This is a genomic window from Brevundimonas sp. UYEF29, assembly GCF_040546195.1.
Classification (GTDB): domain Bacteria; phylum Pseudomonadota; class Alphaproteobacteria; order Caulobacterales; family Caulobacteraceae; genus Brevundimonas; species Brevundimonas huaxiensis.
The window spans coordinates 1-16,953 of sequence record NZ_JBEPNH010000002.1 but is presented as its reverse complement, the minus strand read 5'-3'; the positions used below and the strand labels follow the sequence as shown (position 1 = coordinate 16,953).

Genomic DNA, 16,953 nt, shown 5'->3' with positions numbered 1-16,953 from the left:
TTTCAGTTCGTCTTCGCCTGCCGCTGCGAAAGCCTGGAGACTGCGGTCAGCGTCTGAATCAATCCGGCCCGTCACAGCCGGTTCCTCCCTTGGGTGGGTGGGCGGACTGTTGATTGCCTATCCTGAATAAAGCCTCACCGCGCGCAGTCTCAGCGCATTGCCGATGACGCTGACCGAGGAGAGCGCCATTGCGAGCGCCGCAAGGGCAGGCGAGAGAAGCCAGCCGAAGACGGGATAAAGCAGGCCAGCCGCCACGGGGATGCCAAGGGCGTTGTAGCCGAAGGCGAAAACGAGGTTTTGGCGGATGTTGCCCATCACCGCGCGGGACAGACGCCGTGCGCGCACGATGCCTTGCAGATCTCCGCCCAGCAGGGTGACGCCGGCGCTTTCGATGGCGACGTCCGAACCCGCCCCCATGGCGACGCCGACATCGGCTGCGGCGAGGGCAGGGGCATCGTTGACGCCATCCCCCGCCATGGCGACGATCCGACCCTGCGAACGAAGCTGTTGAACCACAGACGCCTTATCCTGCGGCAAAACCTCCGCCTGGACTTCGTCGATGCCGAGGCGCCGCGCGACCGCTTCGGCCGTCGTCCGGTTGTCCCCGGTCATCATCACCAGCCGCAGACCGGCCGCTTTCAGCGCGAGGATCGCAGCCGGCGTGGTGGCCTTGATGGGATCGGCGATGCCGATGACCCCGGCCGCCTTTCCGTCGATCGCCACGAATATGGCGGTGGCGCCGTCGTGGCGAAGGGCCTCCGCCTTCGGCTCCAGCGCGGAGACGTCGATCGAAAGCTCGCCGAGAAAACGGGTGTTGCCCAGGGCGACCTGGCGGCCCTCAATCGTCCCGCGAACGCCGCGACCGACCGGGCTGTCGAAGTCCGCGGCCTCGGTAAGGGGGATGTCCCGGTCCTTGGCTGCCCGGACGATTGCGTCGGCCAACGGATGTTCGCTGCCCCGCTCGAGGCTGGCCGAAAGACGCAGGATGTCCGTTTCCACGAAGCCGAGGGCGGGCAGGATCGCCGTCACCGACGGACGGCCCTCCGTCAGGGTGCCGGTCTTGTCCAGAACGAGAGTGTCGACCTTCTCGAAGCGTTCGAGCGCCTCGGCGTTCTTGATCAGGACGCCGGCGTGGGCGCCACGTCCCACCCCGACCATGATCGAGATCGGCGTCGCCAGACCCAACGCACAGGGACAGGCGATGATGAGCACCGAAACGGCGGCGACCAGGGCGTAGGACAAACGGGGCTCGGGACCGACCAGGCCCCAGACGACGGCGGCGAGCAGGGCGATCGCGATCACCGTGGGAACGAACCATCCGGAGACCGTATCGGCCAGCCGCTGGATCGGGGCGCGACTGCGCTGGGCCTGGGCCACCATCTGGACGATCTGCGCCAGCAGGGTGTCGGCGCCCACCTTGTCGGCGCGCATGATGAAGGATCCGGTCTTGTTGAGCGCGCCGGCCACGACGCGGTCGCCGACATCCTTGGTCACCGGCATGGACTCGCCGGTCACCATGGATTCGTCGACAGCGACCCGACCCTCCAGGAGTTCGCCATCGACCGGGATCTTCTCTCCGGGCCTTACCCGCAGGCGGTCGCTGACGGCGATCTGGTCAAGCGAGACATCTTCATCGATGCCGTCCGCCCGGATTCGGCGCGCGGTCTTGGGCGTGAGGTCCAGCAGGGCGCGGATCGCGCCCGACGTCTGTTCGCGGGCGCGCAGTTCCAGAATCTGCCCGACGAGGACCAGCACGGTGATGACCGCCGCCGCCTCGAAATACACCGGCGCACTGCCGTCGGCCTTCAGGAAGGCGGGCGGAAACAGGGTTGGCGCGACGACGGCCACGACGCTGTAAAGCCATGCCACGCCGACCCCCATGGCGATCAGGGTGAACATATTCAGCCGCCGGGTGCGCAGCGATGTCCAGCCGCGCTCGAAGAAGGGCCAGCCGCACCAGAGAACCACGGGGGTCGCCAAAGCGAACTGGATCCAGTTCGACATCTGGCCCGGGATGAACATGTGGAGATTGGCCAGGTGTCCGCCCATTTCCAGGGCGAAGACCGGCAGGGTCAGGACCAGACCGACCCAGAAGCGTCTGGTGAAGTCGATCAGCTCGTGGTTGGGCGGGGCCTCCGCCGTGACCGTCTCCGGCTCAAGCGCCATGCCGCAGATCGGGCAGGAGCCTGGGCCTTCCTGCCGGATCTCGGGGTGCATCGGGCAGGTGTAGATGGCGCCGGGAACGGCCGGCTCGGCCTCCACGGGAGGGTTCAGGTAACGCATCGGATCGCCGATGAATTTGGTCCGGCACCCCGCCGAGCAGAAGAAATAGTTTTGACCGTCATGACTGGCTCGGTGAGCGGTGGCCGTCGGATCGACCGACATGCCGCAGACGGGATCCTTGACCGTTGCCGCGCCATCCGAGGCCTTCGCCCCACAGCAGGCGTGACCCGAGGCATGATTGTGAGGATGCGTGGACATGTCGCTCTCTCCGGCTGACCGAAGAGCTAACATATACCCATGCGGGGTATAGCGCAAGATACCCGTCTGGGGTATATGGGGGTGCTCAGGAGAACAGGCCCCATGCAAACCGACACGAAACCCAAAGTCCTCAACAGGCTCAGCCGGATCGAAGGCCAGGTGCGGGGAATCTCCCGCATGGTTGAAGATGACCGGTATTGCGTCGACTTGCTGACCCAACTTCAGGCCGTTCGAGCCGCGCTCCATCGCGTGGAGACCGAAGTGCTACGGGATCACCTCGACCACTGCGTCATGGGCGCTATGACCGGCGACGATCCCGAGGATCGCAAGGCAAAGGCCGGCGAGCTGATCGAGCTCTTGGCGCGGACCGGACGGTAGAGTTGGCGGAACGAATGGGCCCTCCTGGTCGCTAACGTCGGGATCCCAAGGAGCCGTCATGAAACGCATCAGCCTCGTCCTCTCCGCCTGCGCCTTGGCTACGGCCTGTTCCCCGCAAGCCGAAGAGCCCGCCGTAGCCGCGCCTGAGGCCCCCGCAGCGGCGGACGCCCATGGCGGAATGGAGGGCGGCATGGCTGCGCCTGCGCCCGGCGACTCCGTCGCCACCCAAGGCTACAAGGCCTCGATGAACACGATGATGGAGGCGATGCCCGCCTTCACCGGGGACGCGGACATCGACTTCATGAAGCAGATGCGAGGTCACCACGTCGCCGCCGTCTCGATGGCCCGTGTGGAGCTCGCGCAAGGCAAGGACGCCCAAGCGCGGAACCTGGCCCAGGAGGTGATCACGGCGCAGGAGCGCGAAATCACCCTGATCGACGCCTGGCTCGCCCAGAAGGGAGCGTCGGCGGCTCCCGCCGCCTGATCGCGAGATCAGCGCACCGCGTCCGGACCGACAGACGTGCGAAATCGGCCAACTGTCGACCTCGTGGCCAAAGTCCATGGTCTCGACGGAGAGTATAGCCCAGCGACCCTTAAACTCGGCTGTCGCTACTCTGCGATCTTTTAGGCGGCAGTCGTCAAAGATCAGGTCGTCACCGATGCTTGAAATGCCGCACCCGCAGACGAGCGGCTTGAACATTTCCATATTTCGACTAATTTGGAAATATGGAAACCGAAGTTTCGATTCTCGCTCTCGCCGCCTTGGCGCAATCGACGCGGCTGGAGGCGTTTCGCCTCCTCGTGCGTCACGAACCCGACGGTCTGCCTGCCGGTGACATCTCCAACCATCTGGCGATTCCGGCCAACACCCTGTCGTCCCATCTCGGCGTGCTGACCCGGGCGGGACTGATCAAGTCGGAGCGCCGCAGCCGGTCGATCATCTACCGGGCCGACCTGGACCGGCTTCGCGACCTGGTCCTCTTCCTGCTCAAGGACTGCTGCGGGGGCAGGGCGGACCTCTGCGAGCCCTTGCTGGCCGAACTCGCGCCCTGTTGCCCCTGAGGATCCCGTGGACATCGTCATCTATCACAACCCCGCCTGTGGGACGTCGCGCAACGCGCTCGACCTCATCCGCCACGTCGGCATCGAGCCGCATGTCGTCGAGTATCTGAAGACGCCGCCGTCGCGGACCATGGTCGCTTGGCTGGCCGAACGGGCCGGCAAGCCGCTGCGCGACCTGCTGCGCGAGAAGGGCACGCCCTTCGCCGAACTAGGCCTCGCGGACCCGGGCCTGACGGACGATCAGTTGCTCGATGCGATCGAGGCCCATCCGATCTTGCTCAATCGCCCGATCGTCGTCAGTCCGCTTGGCGTCGGTCTGTGCCGACCGTCCGAGGCCGTTCTGGACCTCCTGCCCGCCGACGACCTCAAGCCTTTCACCAAGGAGGACGGCGAGGTCGTCATCGACGCCGCCGGCCAGCGGGTGAGGCGATGATCGACACCCCCGTGGCGGGCGCTGCGCCGCGTCGCCTGTCCTTTCTCGACCGCTGGCTGACGCTGTGGATCTTCGTGGCCATGGGCCTGGGCGTGGCTCTGGGGATGCTGGCGCCGGGCCTGCCGACTTGGGTCGACAGCCTCTCGATCGGCACGACCAACATCCCGATCGCCATCGGTCTGATCCTGATGATGTACCCGCCGCTGGCCAAGGTCCGGTATGAGGAGCTGCCGCGCGTCTTCGCCGACAAGCGGGTGCTGGCCCTGTCCCTGTTCCAGAACTGGGTGCTGGGCCCGGTGCTGATGTTCGCGCTGGCGGTGATCTTCCTGCGCGATCAGCCGGAATACATGACCGGCGTCATCCTGATCGGCCTGGCGCGCTGCATCGCCATGGTGCTGGTGTGGAACCAGCTGGCGCGGGGCGACAACCAGTATGTCGCCGGCCTCGTCGCCTTCAACTCGATCTTCCAGATCCTCTTCTTCAGCCTCTATGGCTGGATCTTCCTCACCGTCCTGCCGCCCCTGTTCGGCCTGCAGGGCAGCGTGGTGGACGTCAGCGTCTGGACCATCGCAGGCGCGGTGCTCGTCTACCTTGGCCTGCCGTTCTTGGCCGGCTTCCTGACCCGTCGCAGCCTGATCGCGCGCCGTGGCGCCGACTGGTACGAGCGGCGCTTTCTGCCGCGCATCGGACCGATCACCCTGATCGCCCTGCTGTTCACCATCGTGGTGATGTTCAGCCTCAAGGGCGGCGAGGTTGTGGCCCTGCCGCTGGACGCCCTGCGCATCGCCATTCCCCTGACGATCTACTTCCTCGTCATGTTCGTGGTCAGCTTCCTCATGGGCAAGCTGATCGAGGCCGACTATCCGCGCACCACCGCCCTGGCCTTCACCGCGGCCTCCAACAATTTCGAGCTGGCCATCGCGGTGGCCATTGCGGCGTTCGGCCTGACGTCGCCCGTCGCCTTCGCGGCGGTCATCGGCCCGCTGGTCGAGGTGCCGGTGCTGATCCTGCTGGTGTCCGTCGCGCTGTGGATGGGCCGACGCTGGTTCCCGGATACGGCTCCGCCGGCGGACGCCGTCTGATGGTCGTCCTGCATTTCCTGGACGCGGATGACGCCGGCCTGATCGCGACCCTGCGCGGCGCGGGTCTGCCCGAGCCCGGCGCCGGTCGCTATTTCAGCGCCGATCACTACGGCGCGGTCATCGGCTACGTCGGGCTGGAAGGGGAGGGGCGCGACCTGCTGCTGCGCTCCCTGGTCGTACTTGCCGACCAGAAGGCCCGCGGCCTGGGAAGTCGGGTGCTGGCCGCCGCCGAGACCGCCGCCGGCGACCTGGGCGCTGCACGTCTGCATCTGCTCACCACGACGGCCGAGCGCTTCTTCACCCGGCGCGGCTTCGTCGTCGCTGATCGGGCGTCTGCACCGGCCGCGATCCGGCGAACCCGCGAGTTCGCGGATGTCTGCCCGGCGTCGGCCGCCTATCTGACCAAGGACCTCTGATGACCTTCGCCCGCCTGCGTTCGCTGCCGGATCCGGATCACCTGCCGGCTCTGGACGCGGCGTATCTGTCCGCCGAACCCGCCCGGGGACTGGGCCCGACCGACCCGGCGCCGCGGATCCTTCTCTTGTATGGATCGCTGCGCGAGCGGTCCAATTCGCGGCTCTGCGTCGAGGAAGCTGCGCGCCTGCTGCAACGGATGGGATGCGAGACCCGCATCTTCGACCCCTCCGACCTGCCTCTGCCGGGCTCGCCCGGCGACGAGGACCACCCGGCGGTGCGCGAGTTGCGCGAGCACGCCTTCTGGTCGGAGGGCATGGTCTGGTGCAGTCCGGAGCGGCATGGCCAGGTCTCCGGGCTGATGAAGCTGCAGATCGATCACCTGCCATTGAGCCAGGGCGGCATGCGCCCGACGCAGGGCCGGACCCTCGCCGTCATGCAGGTGTCGGGCGGGTCGCAGAGCTTCAACGCCGTCAACACCCTGCGCCTTCTGGGCCGCTGGATGCGGATGATCACCATCCCCAACCAGTCGAGCGTGGCCAAGGCCTTCCAGGAGTTCGACGGGGCCGGCCGGATGAAGCCCTCGGCCTACTATGAGCGGATCGTCGACGTGATGGAGGAGCTGGTGCGCTTCACCATTCTGGTCCGGCCCCACGCCGTCCAGCTCGTCGATCGGTATTCCGAACGAAAGGCGGAGGGCGTTCCGGTCGACGCCGCGTCCGATTTGTCATCCATCGCCATCGCGGCACAATCAGGTGCCGGGATCGGCGCAGTTAAGCTCGGTCATCGAACCCAAGCTCATGTCTGGTTCTCGCAACTTCGCCAATGACCGCTGTTGGCGCTTCAAAGACATTGTGAGGTGCAGCTGTTCGTGACTGTGAGCGAAAATTGTCAACGTCAGCTTTCGAGCTGGCACTCGGAAAGGCTTCCGCATTCACTGATAACGCTCGATATCCGTGTCCGAGGTCCCACAAACACTGGAAGCGGCGGAGCTCAGGCGCGCAGCTATGAAGAGCGTGCGTTCCGACCTAAGTTCGATTTACGGTAGCGCTTACGATCGCGCGCAAGACTGTCAGGGAGGCAGGTTTGGCCAACATCAACAACTGGTGTGACGTCGCCTCGAGCAAAGTCGGCACCCACGACCTGCATCAGATCACCGTAAAGGCGGGCCGGCTCGCCGAGGGGGTGGAAGAAGTGGCCGCGACCATTCCTGACCACTACGTCGCCGCTCACCAGCTCGCTCGGGTCCTTCGCCGACGGGGGAAGCCCCAAGCTGCAGCCCTGATTGAAGCCCGCTTACCGACCAGCAAGCAAATCCGATCCGGCGATCTCGGCGAGATACTGGGTACCGCCTACGTCAACGAGTTCACCGTGTACGACATCGGTGTCTATCGTCTGCAATGGAAAGACCATCGCAACATGGCGATGCGCGGCGATGATCTCATCGGCATCGCGGAAGCCGATGACGGTCGACCACTTTTCCTGAAAGGCGAAGCCAAGAGCGGGGCCGCGATGGGAACAGCCGTCATTACAAACGCGCGCGAAGCGCTCGCCTCGGCGGATGAGCGCCCAACCCCCCATGCTCTTCTGTTCATGTCGGAAAAATACCTGGCGGCTGGCGACGAGCACACCTGTGACCTGATCGAAGACGCAACGCTGGAAGGCGGCATCGCTCTCAACCAGGTGCAGCATCTGCTCTTCACCTTCACTGGAAACGCCGCCGCCAATTTCCTCACTACCGACCTGGAGAACTACGCGGGCGGTGTGAGCCAAATGGCCGTGAACTTCCGTATCCCGGCGCACCAAGAGTTCATCCGCAACGTTTTCGACACGGTCATCGCGAATGCCGTCTAATATCGATGCGATCACCGCCGCAGTAAGACGCGCTACCGAACAGGGCTTCCGCGATCAATTGCTCGCAAAGGGTCAGGCCCGCTCCATGGTCTGGCGTAATGGCCGGGTTCCCGCAGGCGGTCCCCGCTTCGCGCGCGGTCTGAGCTACGACCTGCTGGCCTATGGCTACAGTCTGCTGATCCAGGGCCTTCGGCTGCTCGAAAGCGAGGGCGACCCCGATCTGGCCCGCACCGCCTGCGCCGCCGCAGCCGAGGCCCTGGAATCGGTCGTCGCCAATGGTCCCGACGGCCCGGAGCAAGACTTTCACCGGCTCATGGCGGCCAGCGCCTATCACATAGCCCGATATTCGGCGCGCGCGTTCTCGCTATTGACACCCTTCGCCGACGCCGAGCAGGGCAATCTTGCGCCGGCCGAGCGTGCGTTGTCGCTTCTGATGCTGCGCCAGCTGGATCGACTCGATGCCTTGGTGGTCGACTGGACGACGGGGGATCGAGCGTCTGACGCGCGGCTGGCGGATCAGCTCGGCGCCGCCATCTCCGCCGAGCCCTGGGCCGATGACGACGAAGCCGGGGGCGCGCCCGATGCCGTCATCGACGTCGCGGACCTGGTGCTCACCCAAGGCTTCATGCTGGCGGTCAGCCAAGCGCTTTTGGCGTTCGAGAGGGGCGAACGCGGCCTCCTGGACCGTGCGCTGGAAGAGTTCGACGCCGGCCTTGAGGATGCCGACGCGCTCAACATGGTCCCGCAATGGTGGGCCCATCGCCTGGCGCGCCACCTATTCGACGAGCTCTGGCAATGCAGCTTCCACAAAGTTCTGCTCAAGGATGGCCCTGCAGCCCTGGCTGACTGGACCGACCTGCGCGAGTTGTTCATCGCGTCGCTTTATAGCCGCGCGCGGGCCGAGATCGACCTGTGGCCGTCGCAGATCGACGCGGCCGCGCGTGCGATGGCGATTGACGAGAATCTTGTGGTCTCGCTGCCGACGAGCGCAGGCAAGACCCGGATCGCCGAACTCTGCATCCTGGCCTGCCTCTCCAGCGGCCAGCGGGTGATGTTCATCACACCCCTGCGCGCGCTGTCCGCCCAAACCGAAGTGTCGCTCAATCGAACCTTCCGGCCGCTCGGCAAGACCGTGTCGGGTCTCTACGGCAGCATCGGGGTCAGCGAAGCCGACACCGGATTGCTGAAGGACCGCGACATCGTTGTCGCCACCCCCGAAAAGCTGGACTTCGCTCTGAGAAACGATCCAGGCCTGCTTGATGATGTCGGTCTAGTCGTGCTGGATGAAGGGCACACGATCGGCCTGGGCGAGCGGGAAGTTCGCTACGAGGTGCAGATCCAGCGCCTGCTGCGTCGCGCCGATGCTGGCCAGCGCCGTATCGTCTGTCTGTCAGCCGTCTTGCCCGAGAACAATCAGCTTGACGATTTCGTCGCTTGGCTATCAGCCGATCAGGCTAATGGGCTTGTCTTCAAGGACTGGCGGCCGACGCGCCTTCGGTTCGGAGAAGTGGACTGGAGCGCTCGTGGGGCGAAGCTCAACATCACCCTCGGCGACGAGACGCCGTTCATTCCCAGCTTCCTGGCACCGCGCGAGCCGCCCAGGCTTGGAGGCCGGGGCCAGCGCAAGAAGGCGTTCCCGGACGATCAACGCGAACTGGTCCTTGCGACGACTTGGCGATTGGTCGAGGATGGCCAGACTGTTCTGATTTATTGCCCGCAGCGCCGCTCGGTTGAGCCGTTCGCATCAACGATCGTCGATCTCTACAAACGCCAGCTGCTTACCGCTCTAATCGACGAAGATGACCCTCGCCTGGCCAAGGCGCTGGCGATTGGGGCCGAGTGGCTGGGTGCGGATCATCCACTTCTTAAATGCCTGCGGCTAGGCGTCGCCGTACATCACGGTGCCCTGCCCACCCCCTATCGGCGGGAAGTCGAAGCCTTGCTGCGTGACGGGATCCTGAAGGTCACGGTGTCTTCGCCGACGCTCGCCCAAGGCCTGAACCTTAGCGCCACGACCTTGGTCTTCCAGGGCCTCTACGGCCATAATGGCGTCATCGAGGCTCACGAGTTCAGAAACATCGTCGGCCGGGCCGGGCGTGCCTTTATCGACGTGCAGGGTCTTGTGCTCTATCCTATGTTCGACAGGCACGTGTCTCGCCGGCGCGACTGGACTGGCCTAGTCAACGAGACCGCCGGCCGTGAGATGGAGAGCGGCCTGCTGCGGCTCGTCCTGACCCTGCTGCGACGCATGCAGTCCAAGCTGGGCACCAAGGACGCCCAAACCTTGATCGACTATGTCGCCAACATGCCGCAGTGGGACTTCGAGCCGGTCGCCGGCGAAACCGCTGACGAGCAGGCGACCGAAGAGCAGAGCTGGAACACCTACGTCACGTCGCTCGACACGGCCTTGCTCAGCATGCTGGGCGAAGAAGACGTCGCCGACGCCGACATTGAAGCGGCTCTGGACGCCGCGCTCGCCAGTTCCTTGTGGAGCCGCCGACTGGCCCGGCGCGGTGAGAAGCTGCAGGCCTTGATGCGGGACACGCTCGTGAAGCGAGCAAAGCACATCTGGGCCAACACCACCGCCCGACAGCGGCGCGGTTATTTCCTCGCTGGTGTGGGTCTGGCGACCGGGCATCTTCTGGACGCGCGCGGCGACGACCTGATCGAACTGCTGATCCGCGCCAACGGCGCCATCATCGGACGCGACGATGAGGTCGCCATAGAAGCCCTGACGGCCTTTGCGGAGATCGCGTTCCGCATTCCGCCGTTTGCGCCCCGCAAGCTGCCGGCCGATTGGACCGACATGCTGCGTTGCTGGCTGGAGGGACGCCCGATGAGCGCCTTCGCCGATGATGAGGACAGCGACGCACTGCAGTTCATCGAAGAGGCCTTCCTCTACCGCCTGCCCTGGGCGCTGGAGTCGGTTCGTGTCTATGGCTTGGCGATCGGCTATACGACGGCCCAGGGCATGGAGCTTGACGACTTAGAACTCGGCATGGCCGCCGGGGCGGTAGAGACTGGGGTCTTGAATCGTGACACCGTCTTTTTGATCCAGGCAGGTTTTACCTCGCGCTCCGGAGCGCAGGTGGCAGTCGCCGACGGCGCGGGCCGTTTTGAGAGCTTGGCCGAGTTGCGCGCATGGACACGTACGCCAGAGGTCTTGGCGCTCACAGCGGATCTGGCATGGCCGACGCCCGAGACGCACGACCTGTGGCTGGAGTTTCTGGGCGGCTTAAGCCCTCAGCGCATCGCCACCTGGAGCCGACAGGAACACCACGCCCTCGTGGAGTGGCTGGGTCACCATCCCGACGATGGCGAGGCTCTGCGGATCTTGCCCGGGTCGCCAGATCTGATCGTCGATAGCATTAATCGACCACTCGGGACGATCGCCGGGTTCATCAACGGTCAGCGCATAGGGCTCCTGCAGGTCACCGCGCATAATGGCGGCGTCGATCTCGTCTATCTAGGACCAGATGACCTGAACGCTCAACTTCTCTAGGGGAGGGCGAGCTTAGACTTACTGGCCGCGCTGCAAACCCAACTAACCGACGCACAGGGCACGTTTGGCCGCGTGCTCGGGCACGTTGAAGAAACTCAGCTTCACGGTGGCCAGGTCGATGCCAGAGGTTTGCCTGAGAAGGGAGAGGAAGAGCCGATCGACTGCCGGCGCAGCGGCGTCTTCTTCGGCAAATGGTCGCTGGTGCGCGTGGTGGATCAGGCGCTTCGACCGGCTTGGGAACAGGGTGTGCGACAGCGGTGCAGGCTGCGATGGCCGCCCTCATAAAACACGTACACCAAGGACCTATTGGCCCACGCACCCTTCGCGCCCAGCGTCTACAAACTCCCAGTCAAACGACGATGCCGGCGGGCACCAGCGTCGACCGCGAACTCTACCGTCACCAGAGGCCGACGTGCCATTTGACCGAAGCGAGTGCCCGCCTCGATCAGATCGATGAAGGACGCCGAGACATGTCCTTTGGCTTCAGCGATCTCGCTGAGGTCGTTTGTTTCGTGCACCGCTTCGCCATCGGCATGCCACAGATAACGTGCGGACTTCTGTGCACCGGATATCTGACGGGCGGGATTTTCGCTGTCCTGAAAATCGCTGACGTACCGGTCCACATCGTCATTCGAGCCAGTTACTTCGCACGCTCCGTCGACGTTGAGCAGGGCGAAGTGGAGAAGCATCGACGCATAGGTTTCCCCGATCGACTGGCTCTGTCCCGGCGGCAGACCATGGAGGGCAAACTGGTACCGGATGAAGACCTGGCCCACGTCCAGAGGCGAAAAGCGCGCGGGCGTTCCTGATCCGGGAAGTTGATCGCGCCGTCGCCACACGCGCTGCGTTTCAACGTTGAGGCCGGTGATGGCTGCGACTTCGGCGGGAAGGAATTCCGTGAATGTGATCCTGCTCGGTGCCGGCGGCTCGTTCCTGCGTGTCATGCGTCTGCCTCAAGAACCATCTGAATTCGACATATCGCCACCAGCGCCTTCGGTCCAAGTTCACCAGTTTCAAGATCGACGAGTTTGCCGGCTAAGAACCGCGAACGGACGAGGTCTTCGGCTAACGCCTGCAGGTCGGGATGCGAAGTCTCCATGACCGGTGAAGCGCCGCCTCCCATCAAGCATATCTGGAACTTTGCCATCCGGCGTTCTTCACCTCCTCTAAGCTGCGAACAATTTCATAGACCGGGTCGTTGACCCGGTCAACCGTGTCATCTATACGTCGGTCGGTCCGCTGTTGTGGCGGACGCCAGAGCGAGCAAACAGCGGACATGAGCATCACGTCGTTCAGCGCAGGGGGGAGCCGGACAACAGTTGTGGAAGCCTCGCGTTATGCGCGCGGTGTGGATTTGCGACTGGCAGCCACAGTCGTTGAACGCGAAGACGGCGGCCCAATGCGACCAGTAGGTCGGCGCCGGCGGCGTCGTCCGGGCGGACTGTACTACAGCCACAAGATGGGGCGCCACGTCGGTTGGGAGTCGAAGGCGGAACGGGATGCCTTCTTCTTCCCTGAAGTTAGTCCCGACATCGTCGCCTATCGGGAGCAGCCGCATACGGTGACGGCTATGATCGATGGGGTGAGGCGTTCTTACACGCCCGACCGTCTGGAGATCGGCGCCCATGACGGTCTCACCGTGGTCGAGATAAAGGACAAGTTCGAGGCGGACGCCGATCCCGACTATGCGCTCAAGCTGGAGTTTTTCGCCGATGTCTATGCGGCTCTCGGCTGGGATTTCTCTGTCATCGATCGCGAAGAGCTGGAGGCACAGGCCTCCGTCGCCGCGCTGAAGAAGATACAGTCGCATCGCCGCGTTTCGTTCGATGTGGCGGAGTTGGATGCTGTCAAGGCAGTCCTTGCGGGCCGCTCTGCTACGGTCGGGGAACTGCAACAACTTTTCAATCATCCGCTGAAGGGCGAAGCCAAGTTGTGCGCGATGATGGTGATGCGCCACCTGCGGATCGACCTCAATGCGCCGCTCTGTGCGGAAACCCTCGTGACGCCGGTGTAGGGGTTTGAGCCGCTCGTTGTTCAACATCTCGGCCGGAGATCGCGTGGTCATCGAGGGTACCACGTACGTTCTCGATGCCATGGTGCCTTCGGGAACTGGCCGGCGAGATGAGGTCGACGATTTTCAGTTCAAGGACATTCGAATAGGTCGCGCCACCATCTTCACGACGGCCGAAATCCTGCACCTTTATGATAAAGGCAGCGTGCGCCTGCTCTCGCCGACGGAGCGTTTAAGCGACCGCTGCCCGCGACGGGAAAGCGCCAGCCCCGACGATCCGAAGGGGGACGCGCGCGCCGAGATGGCCATCGCGAAGGGTTACCGTCGGCTGCGTTATCTGAAGGCCTACGATTCCGCGCCCGTTCCGCTATCGACCGCGCGCCTCAGCAACTTCATCGCTTCGGTCGCCGAAGAGATCGGGGACGCGAAGCCGCCGTCGCCAGGTTCCGTGCGCCGATGGATTACCAAAAGAGGTGCGCTAGGCGTCCGTCGTCTCGGGGAAATGGTGGGACGCAACCCGTCAGGCGCGCAAGGCTCCCGCCTACAGCCCCGGGTCCAGGAAATTCTAGGCGAGGAGGCCGAGCGCTATTATGAGTCCATCCGGGTTCAGGTTCGCGATGTCTGGGTCATTGTCACCCACAGGGTGAATGACGAGAACGCGGCGCGCGGCATAGACGATGAACTGCTGAGGCGGCCAGCAGAATCCACCGTGTGGCGGTGGCTCAAAACCAACTTGAACTTTGAACGGGCGAAACGCCGGTGGGGCGTCCAGGAAGCCACGCGTCGCTTCGGGGTGGTTCAAGGTTCGATGGTTGCGGACGCCCTTTTGGACATCGCCATCATCGATCATACGATTTTGGACTGCTGGGTTATCGACGATGTCACTCAGCAGCCGATCGGGCGGCCGCGGCTCACCGTCATCCTCGACTCCTGTTCCCGCATGGTTTTGGGGTTTGATGTCAGCTGGGCAAACGCTGGTCTTGATGCGGCGTTTGCGGCGCTTCGCCATGCAGTGCGGCCCAAAAAATATGTTCAGTCGCGCTATCCGCAGATTACGCACGACTGGCTCGCCTATGGTCAGCCCAGGACCCTTGTGGTCGACCAGGGCTTGGAATTCATGGGCACGACGTTCGAAGACACGTGCCTCAACCTAGGCATCAGCCTTGAACCGGCGCCGGCGCGGACGCCGGAGTATAAGGGCCAAATCGAACGCTTCTTCGGTTCCATGAACAAGGGGCTCCTGCACAAGCTGCCGGGGTCGGTTCCGCTAAAGCCGCATCAGTTGCGGGAGTTCGGTATCGACCCGTCCAAGACCGCCGTTCTCTTCCTGTCCGACCTGATCGAAATCATCCACCTGTGGATCGTCACCGTCTACTCCCGCGAGGTTCACTCGGAGATCGGGAAGGCACCAGCCAAGGCCTGGGCGGATCGTGCCGCTACGGACGTGATTGAACTCTGCCCCAACCTGGAGGAACTCGATCAGGCCTGCGCCCGCACTAAAACCGTGCGTCTCACGCGCGAAGGAATCAGGATGCACCGCAACCTTATTTATCGCTGTAACGAATTGGCGGCATTGAGGGAGGACATCGCCAAGAGCGCGCCGAGTCGTAGCCAGTCGAAACAGGGCAGCGTCTCGGTGAAGGTTACCTACCACGCTGACGACGTCAGCCGAATCTACGTTTGGAATCCCCGAACCAACACGTCCGTGGAAGTGCCGTGCGTCATGGCGGAATACACGCGCGGCCTCAGCGAGCATCTGCATCATCGCATCCTGGAGTTCACGGACAAGGCGAACCGCGCATTCCAGACCGAAGCGGAAATGTGCGCCAATCGGACGGCCGTCTACCGACTGATGGATGAAATTTGCGAAACGCGCGTCGTGGATCGCAAGCGTCTACAGCGGGTTCGCGAGCCTGAACGGCGGGCGCAGCAGGACTTGGTCCGGCTGGACGCGATCAACGGCCAAGGCGGAACGGTGGCGTCGAAGGTGGTCCAAGTCGACATCGATCCGATCCGGAACCGCGATCCGCAAGCGCCCAGGGAAAAGCACCCGCTTCTGAGGTCAGCTTCCAGGAAGCGCAAAACGGGCATCGAGAAAAACCCTGCCAATCGTGTCACCGCTGTGACTGAGACCTCACGCATTCCGGCACCAGGGTCTGACGATTTTGATTGGGCTCTCGCTATCGAGCGTCGCCGGCAAAAGCGAGATGGTGAATGACTGACCTGAACGACGAGGCCGCGCGTCGCGTAGGATTGGCGGACGCCATTGTGATCCCCAACGAACGCGCAAAGGAGGCGCACAGCGCCTTCGATTATCTTCGTCTTCGTGCGCATCAGCGGTCTGACCGAGGCACGACAGGTGTTCTCATGGTGGGGCCGTCCCAAACGGGCAAATCTACGATCCTGCACAGCTACAGGCGACGGCTGAACACGCCCCAAGCCCTGGAAGACGGGCGCATTCCAGTTCTCTTGGTCACGCTCACCGCCAACCAAACTCGCAAGGGTCTGGCTCAGGACATCCTGCGCGCGATTGACGCATTCGGTTATCAGACCGTCTGGCAGAAGGGGACGGAGAACCAACTGCTTAGTCGCGTCCAAGCCAACATCAAGCAGCACAAGGTCGAACTGCTGATCCTCGACGAGATTCAGCATCTGGTTCACAGCGACAATCAGAAGCTGGCCTCCAGCGTCTCTGACACCATCAAGTGGCTCTTGATGGAGTCAGTCGTGCCGGTGGTAATGTCAGGGGTGGAAGAGGCTTGGCTTCCTTTTCGTGCCAATTTGCAGCTTCAAAAACGTTGCGCAGCGCCCATCGTCATGGACCCGTTGGACCTCGCCAAACGCGAAGATCAACATCTGTTCCGGTCGTTCCTCGTCTCCTTTATGGTGGAGGTCGAGGCTCAAAATATCATCGCGGATGCCACCGGCGTCTTGACTGAGAACCGTGTCCCCGAGTGCATCTACGAGGCCTCAGAAGGCGTCTTGGGGCAAGCCTGCAATCTGATCAAGGACGCGCTCTACCTGGCGATACGGCGTGGAAGCGACGCTTTGTCAGTCTCTGATCTCTCCGAAGCCACGGATCGGTGCTGGGTCGCGTTCGACCGGCTGCGTATTAATCCGTTCGTCCACGGCATCGCTCCCGTCCGGCCTGTGCGGAGGATGGGGCGTTAATGCTGAATAACATCATCCATCCCCTCGGGATCACGTGCGAGCCCATTTCAGGCGAAAGTCTGATGTCGCTGATTGCACGGCACTGCGAGGCCAACTTCATTGCCCGGCCCACCGACTTGCTGGCCGCGGCGCGGATCGATGTACTAGTCCCCGGGTTCATCCCTTTCACAAAATCAAACGATGCTGCTGCCATGGCGGGGCTTTTCGGCGTTGGAGTCGAAGAAGTCGCCGTCCGCATGCATGGCACCCGGGACGTCGCCGGGGGAGCGGATTGTGTGAACTACTTCGGAACGCCTCTTGAGCGCCGACATTTCGATGACCGGCGCCGCCGAGTTGCGCCAGGCGCACTCGCCCAGCATGGTTTTCATCGCCCAGCGTGGGCCTTACGCGCGTTCGATTTCTGTCCGTGGAGTTTCGAGCGCCTTCTGGCGGAATGCCCACGTTGCGAACATGCCTTAGGGTGGGGTCGATGACGTGCCCCTGAGAATTTCCTCCACGCGGAGCTAGAGTCCGGCCCTTGAAAGGACGGACGGAATGAAACGAGCGAGATTCACGGAAGAGCAGA

16 protein-coding genes and 1 pseudogene are annotated in these 16,953 nt (G+C 63.6%); 13 read left to right on the top strand and 4 right to left on the bottom strand.

Annotation, left to right across the window (positions count from 1 at the left end; genetic code table 11):
- Positions 1-117: 117 nt before the first annotated feature.
- The gene (locus tag ABIB58_RS02935) at positions 118-2,481 is read right to left on the bottom strand and encodes a heavy metal translocating P-type ATPase (RefSeq protein ID WP_082064482.1); all 2,364 of its coding nucleotides are present in this window, start codon (positions 2,479-2,481) and stop codon (positions 118-120) included.
- A gap of 102 nt (positions 2,482-2,583) precedes the next feature.
- Here ABIB58_RS02935 and ABIB58_RS02930 point away from each other — a divergent pair, with 102 nt between their 5' ends.
- The 10 genes and pseudogenes from ABIB58_RS02930 to ABIB58_RS16395 all read left to right on the top strand — a co-directional run.
- Positions 2,584-2,859, top strand: a complete 276-nt coding sequence (locus ABIB58_RS02930) for a metal-sensitive transcriptional regulator (protein ID WP_045811583.1) — start codon at positions 2,584-2,586, stop codon at positions 2,857-2,859.
- A gap of 58 nt (positions 2,860-2,917) precedes the next feature.
- Positions 2,918-3,343 (top strand): DUF305 domain-containing protein, encoded by a 426-nt coding sequence (locus tag ABIB58_RS02925; protein ID WP_052689593.1) that lies wholly within the window; start codon positions 2,918-2,920, stop codon positions 3,341-3,343.
- Between the two features lie 242 nt (positions 3,344-3,585).
- Positions 3,586-3,921, top strand: coding sequence for an ArsR/SmtB family transcription factor (locus ABIB58_RS02920; protein ID WP_045811498.1), 336 nt, complete (start codon positions 3,586-3,588; stop codon positions 3,919-3,921).
- Between the two features lie 7 nt (positions 3,922-3,928).
- Positions 3,929-4,354 carry an arsenate reductase (glutaredoxin) gene (arsC, locus tag ABIB58_RS02915; RefSeq protein WP_045811497.1) on the top strand — a complete coding sequence of 142 codons (426 nt, stop codon included), beginning with the start codon at positions 3,929-3,931 and terminating at the stop codon, positions 4,352-4,354.
- A complete protein-coding gene (arsB, locus tag ABIB58_RS02910) occupies positions 4,351-5,436 on the top strand; it encodes an ACR3 family arsenite efflux transporter (RefSeq protein ID WP_045811496.1) in 1,086 nt (361 codons plus the stop codon). Before arsC ends, arsB begins: the two co-directional genes overlap by 4 nt.
- Positions 5,436-5,852: a GNAT family N-acetyltransferase gene (locus tag ABIB58_RS02905; protein WP_045811582.1), complete on the top strand. Its 417-nt coding sequence runs from the start codon at positions 5,436-5,438 to the stop codon at positions 5,850-5,852. Before arsB ends, ABIB58_RS02905 begins: the two co-directional genes overlap by 1 nt.
- Entirely contained in the window at positions 5,852-6,679 is an 828-nt protein-coding gene (gene arsH, locus ABIB58_RS02900; protein ID WP_231576677.1) for an arsenical resistance protein ArsH, read from the top strand. The genes ABIB58_RS02905 and arsH overlap by 1 nt, the downstream gene beginning before the upstream one ends.
- Positions 6,680-6,936: 257 nt before the next feature.
- Entirely contained in the window at positions 6,937-7,704 is a 768-nt protein-coding gene (locus tag ABIB58_RS02895) for a Hachiman antiphage defense system protein HamA (RefSeq protein ID WP_197071078.1), read from the top strand.
- The gene (locus tag ABIB58_RS02890; RefSeq protein ID WP_354038999.1) at positions 7,694-11,206 is read left to right on the top strand and encodes a DEAD/DEAH box helicase; all 3,513 of its coding nucleotides are present in this window, start codon (positions 7,694-7,696) and stop codon (positions 11,204-11,206) included. Before ABIB58_RS02895 ends, ABIB58_RS02890 begins: the two co-directional genes overlap by 11 nt.
- Before the next feature lie 61 nt (positions 11,207-11,267).
- Positions 11,268-11,536, top strand: a pseudogene (locus ABIB58_RS16395) (hypothetical protein); the annotation flags it as partial.
- Between the two features lie 5 nt (positions 11,537-11,541).
- On the opposite strand, the gene ABIB58_RS02885 reads toward ABIB58_RS16395, so the two are convergent.
- Together ABIB58_RS02885 and ABIB58_RS02880 are read right to left on the bottom strand one after the other, a co-directional pair.
- A complete protein-coding gene (locus tag ABIB58_RS02885) occupies positions 11,542-12,150 on the bottom strand; it encodes a MerR family transcriptional regulator (RefSeq protein ID WP_354038997.1) in 609 nt (202 codons plus the stop codon).
- Entirely contained in the window at positions 12,147-12,353 is a 207-nt protein-coding gene (locus ABIB58_RS02880; RefSeq protein ID WP_045811777.1) for a hypothetical protein, read from the bottom strand. The genes ABIB58_RS02885 and ABIB58_RS02880 overlap by 4 nt, the downstream gene beginning before the upstream one ends.
- A 129-nt stretch (positions 12,354-12,482) precedes the next feature.
- Between ABIB58_RS02880 and ABIB58_RS02875 the strand changes: the two genes are divergently transcribed.
- The 3 genes from ABIB58_RS02875 to ABIB58_RS02865 are packed head-to-tail and all read left to right on the top strand — an operon-like array spanning position 12,483 to position 16,388.
- Entirely contained in the window at positions 12,483-13,220 is a 738-nt protein-coding gene (locus tag ABIB58_RS02875; protein ID WP_354038995.1) for a hypothetical protein, read from the top strand.
- Positions 13,221-13,236: 16 nt separating this feature from the next.
- Positions 13,237-15,435, top strand: a complete 2,199-nt coding sequence (locus ABIB58_RS02870) for a TnsB C-terminal domain-containing protein (RefSeq protein ID WP_354038993.1) — start codon at positions 13,237-13,239, stop codon at positions 15,433-15,435.
- Positions 15,432-16,388, top strand: coding sequence for a TniB family NTP-binding protein (locus tag ABIB58_RS02865; protein ID WP_045811774.1), 957 nt, complete (start codon positions 15,432-15,434; stop codon positions 16,386-16,388). The genes ABIB58_RS02870 and ABIB58_RS02865 overlap by 4 nt, the downstream gene beginning before the upstream one ends.
- A 173-nt stretch (positions 16,389-16,561) precedes the next feature.
- Here the strand turns inward: ABIB58_RS02865 and ABIB58_RS02860 are convergent, their stop codons facing one another.
- Positions 16,562-16,756, bottom strand: a complete 195-nt coding sequence (locus ABIB58_RS02860) for a hypothetical protein (RefSeq protein WP_045811773.1) — start codon at positions 16,754-16,756, stop codon at positions 16,562-16,564.
- Positions 16,757-16,953 lie beyond the last annotated feature (197 nt).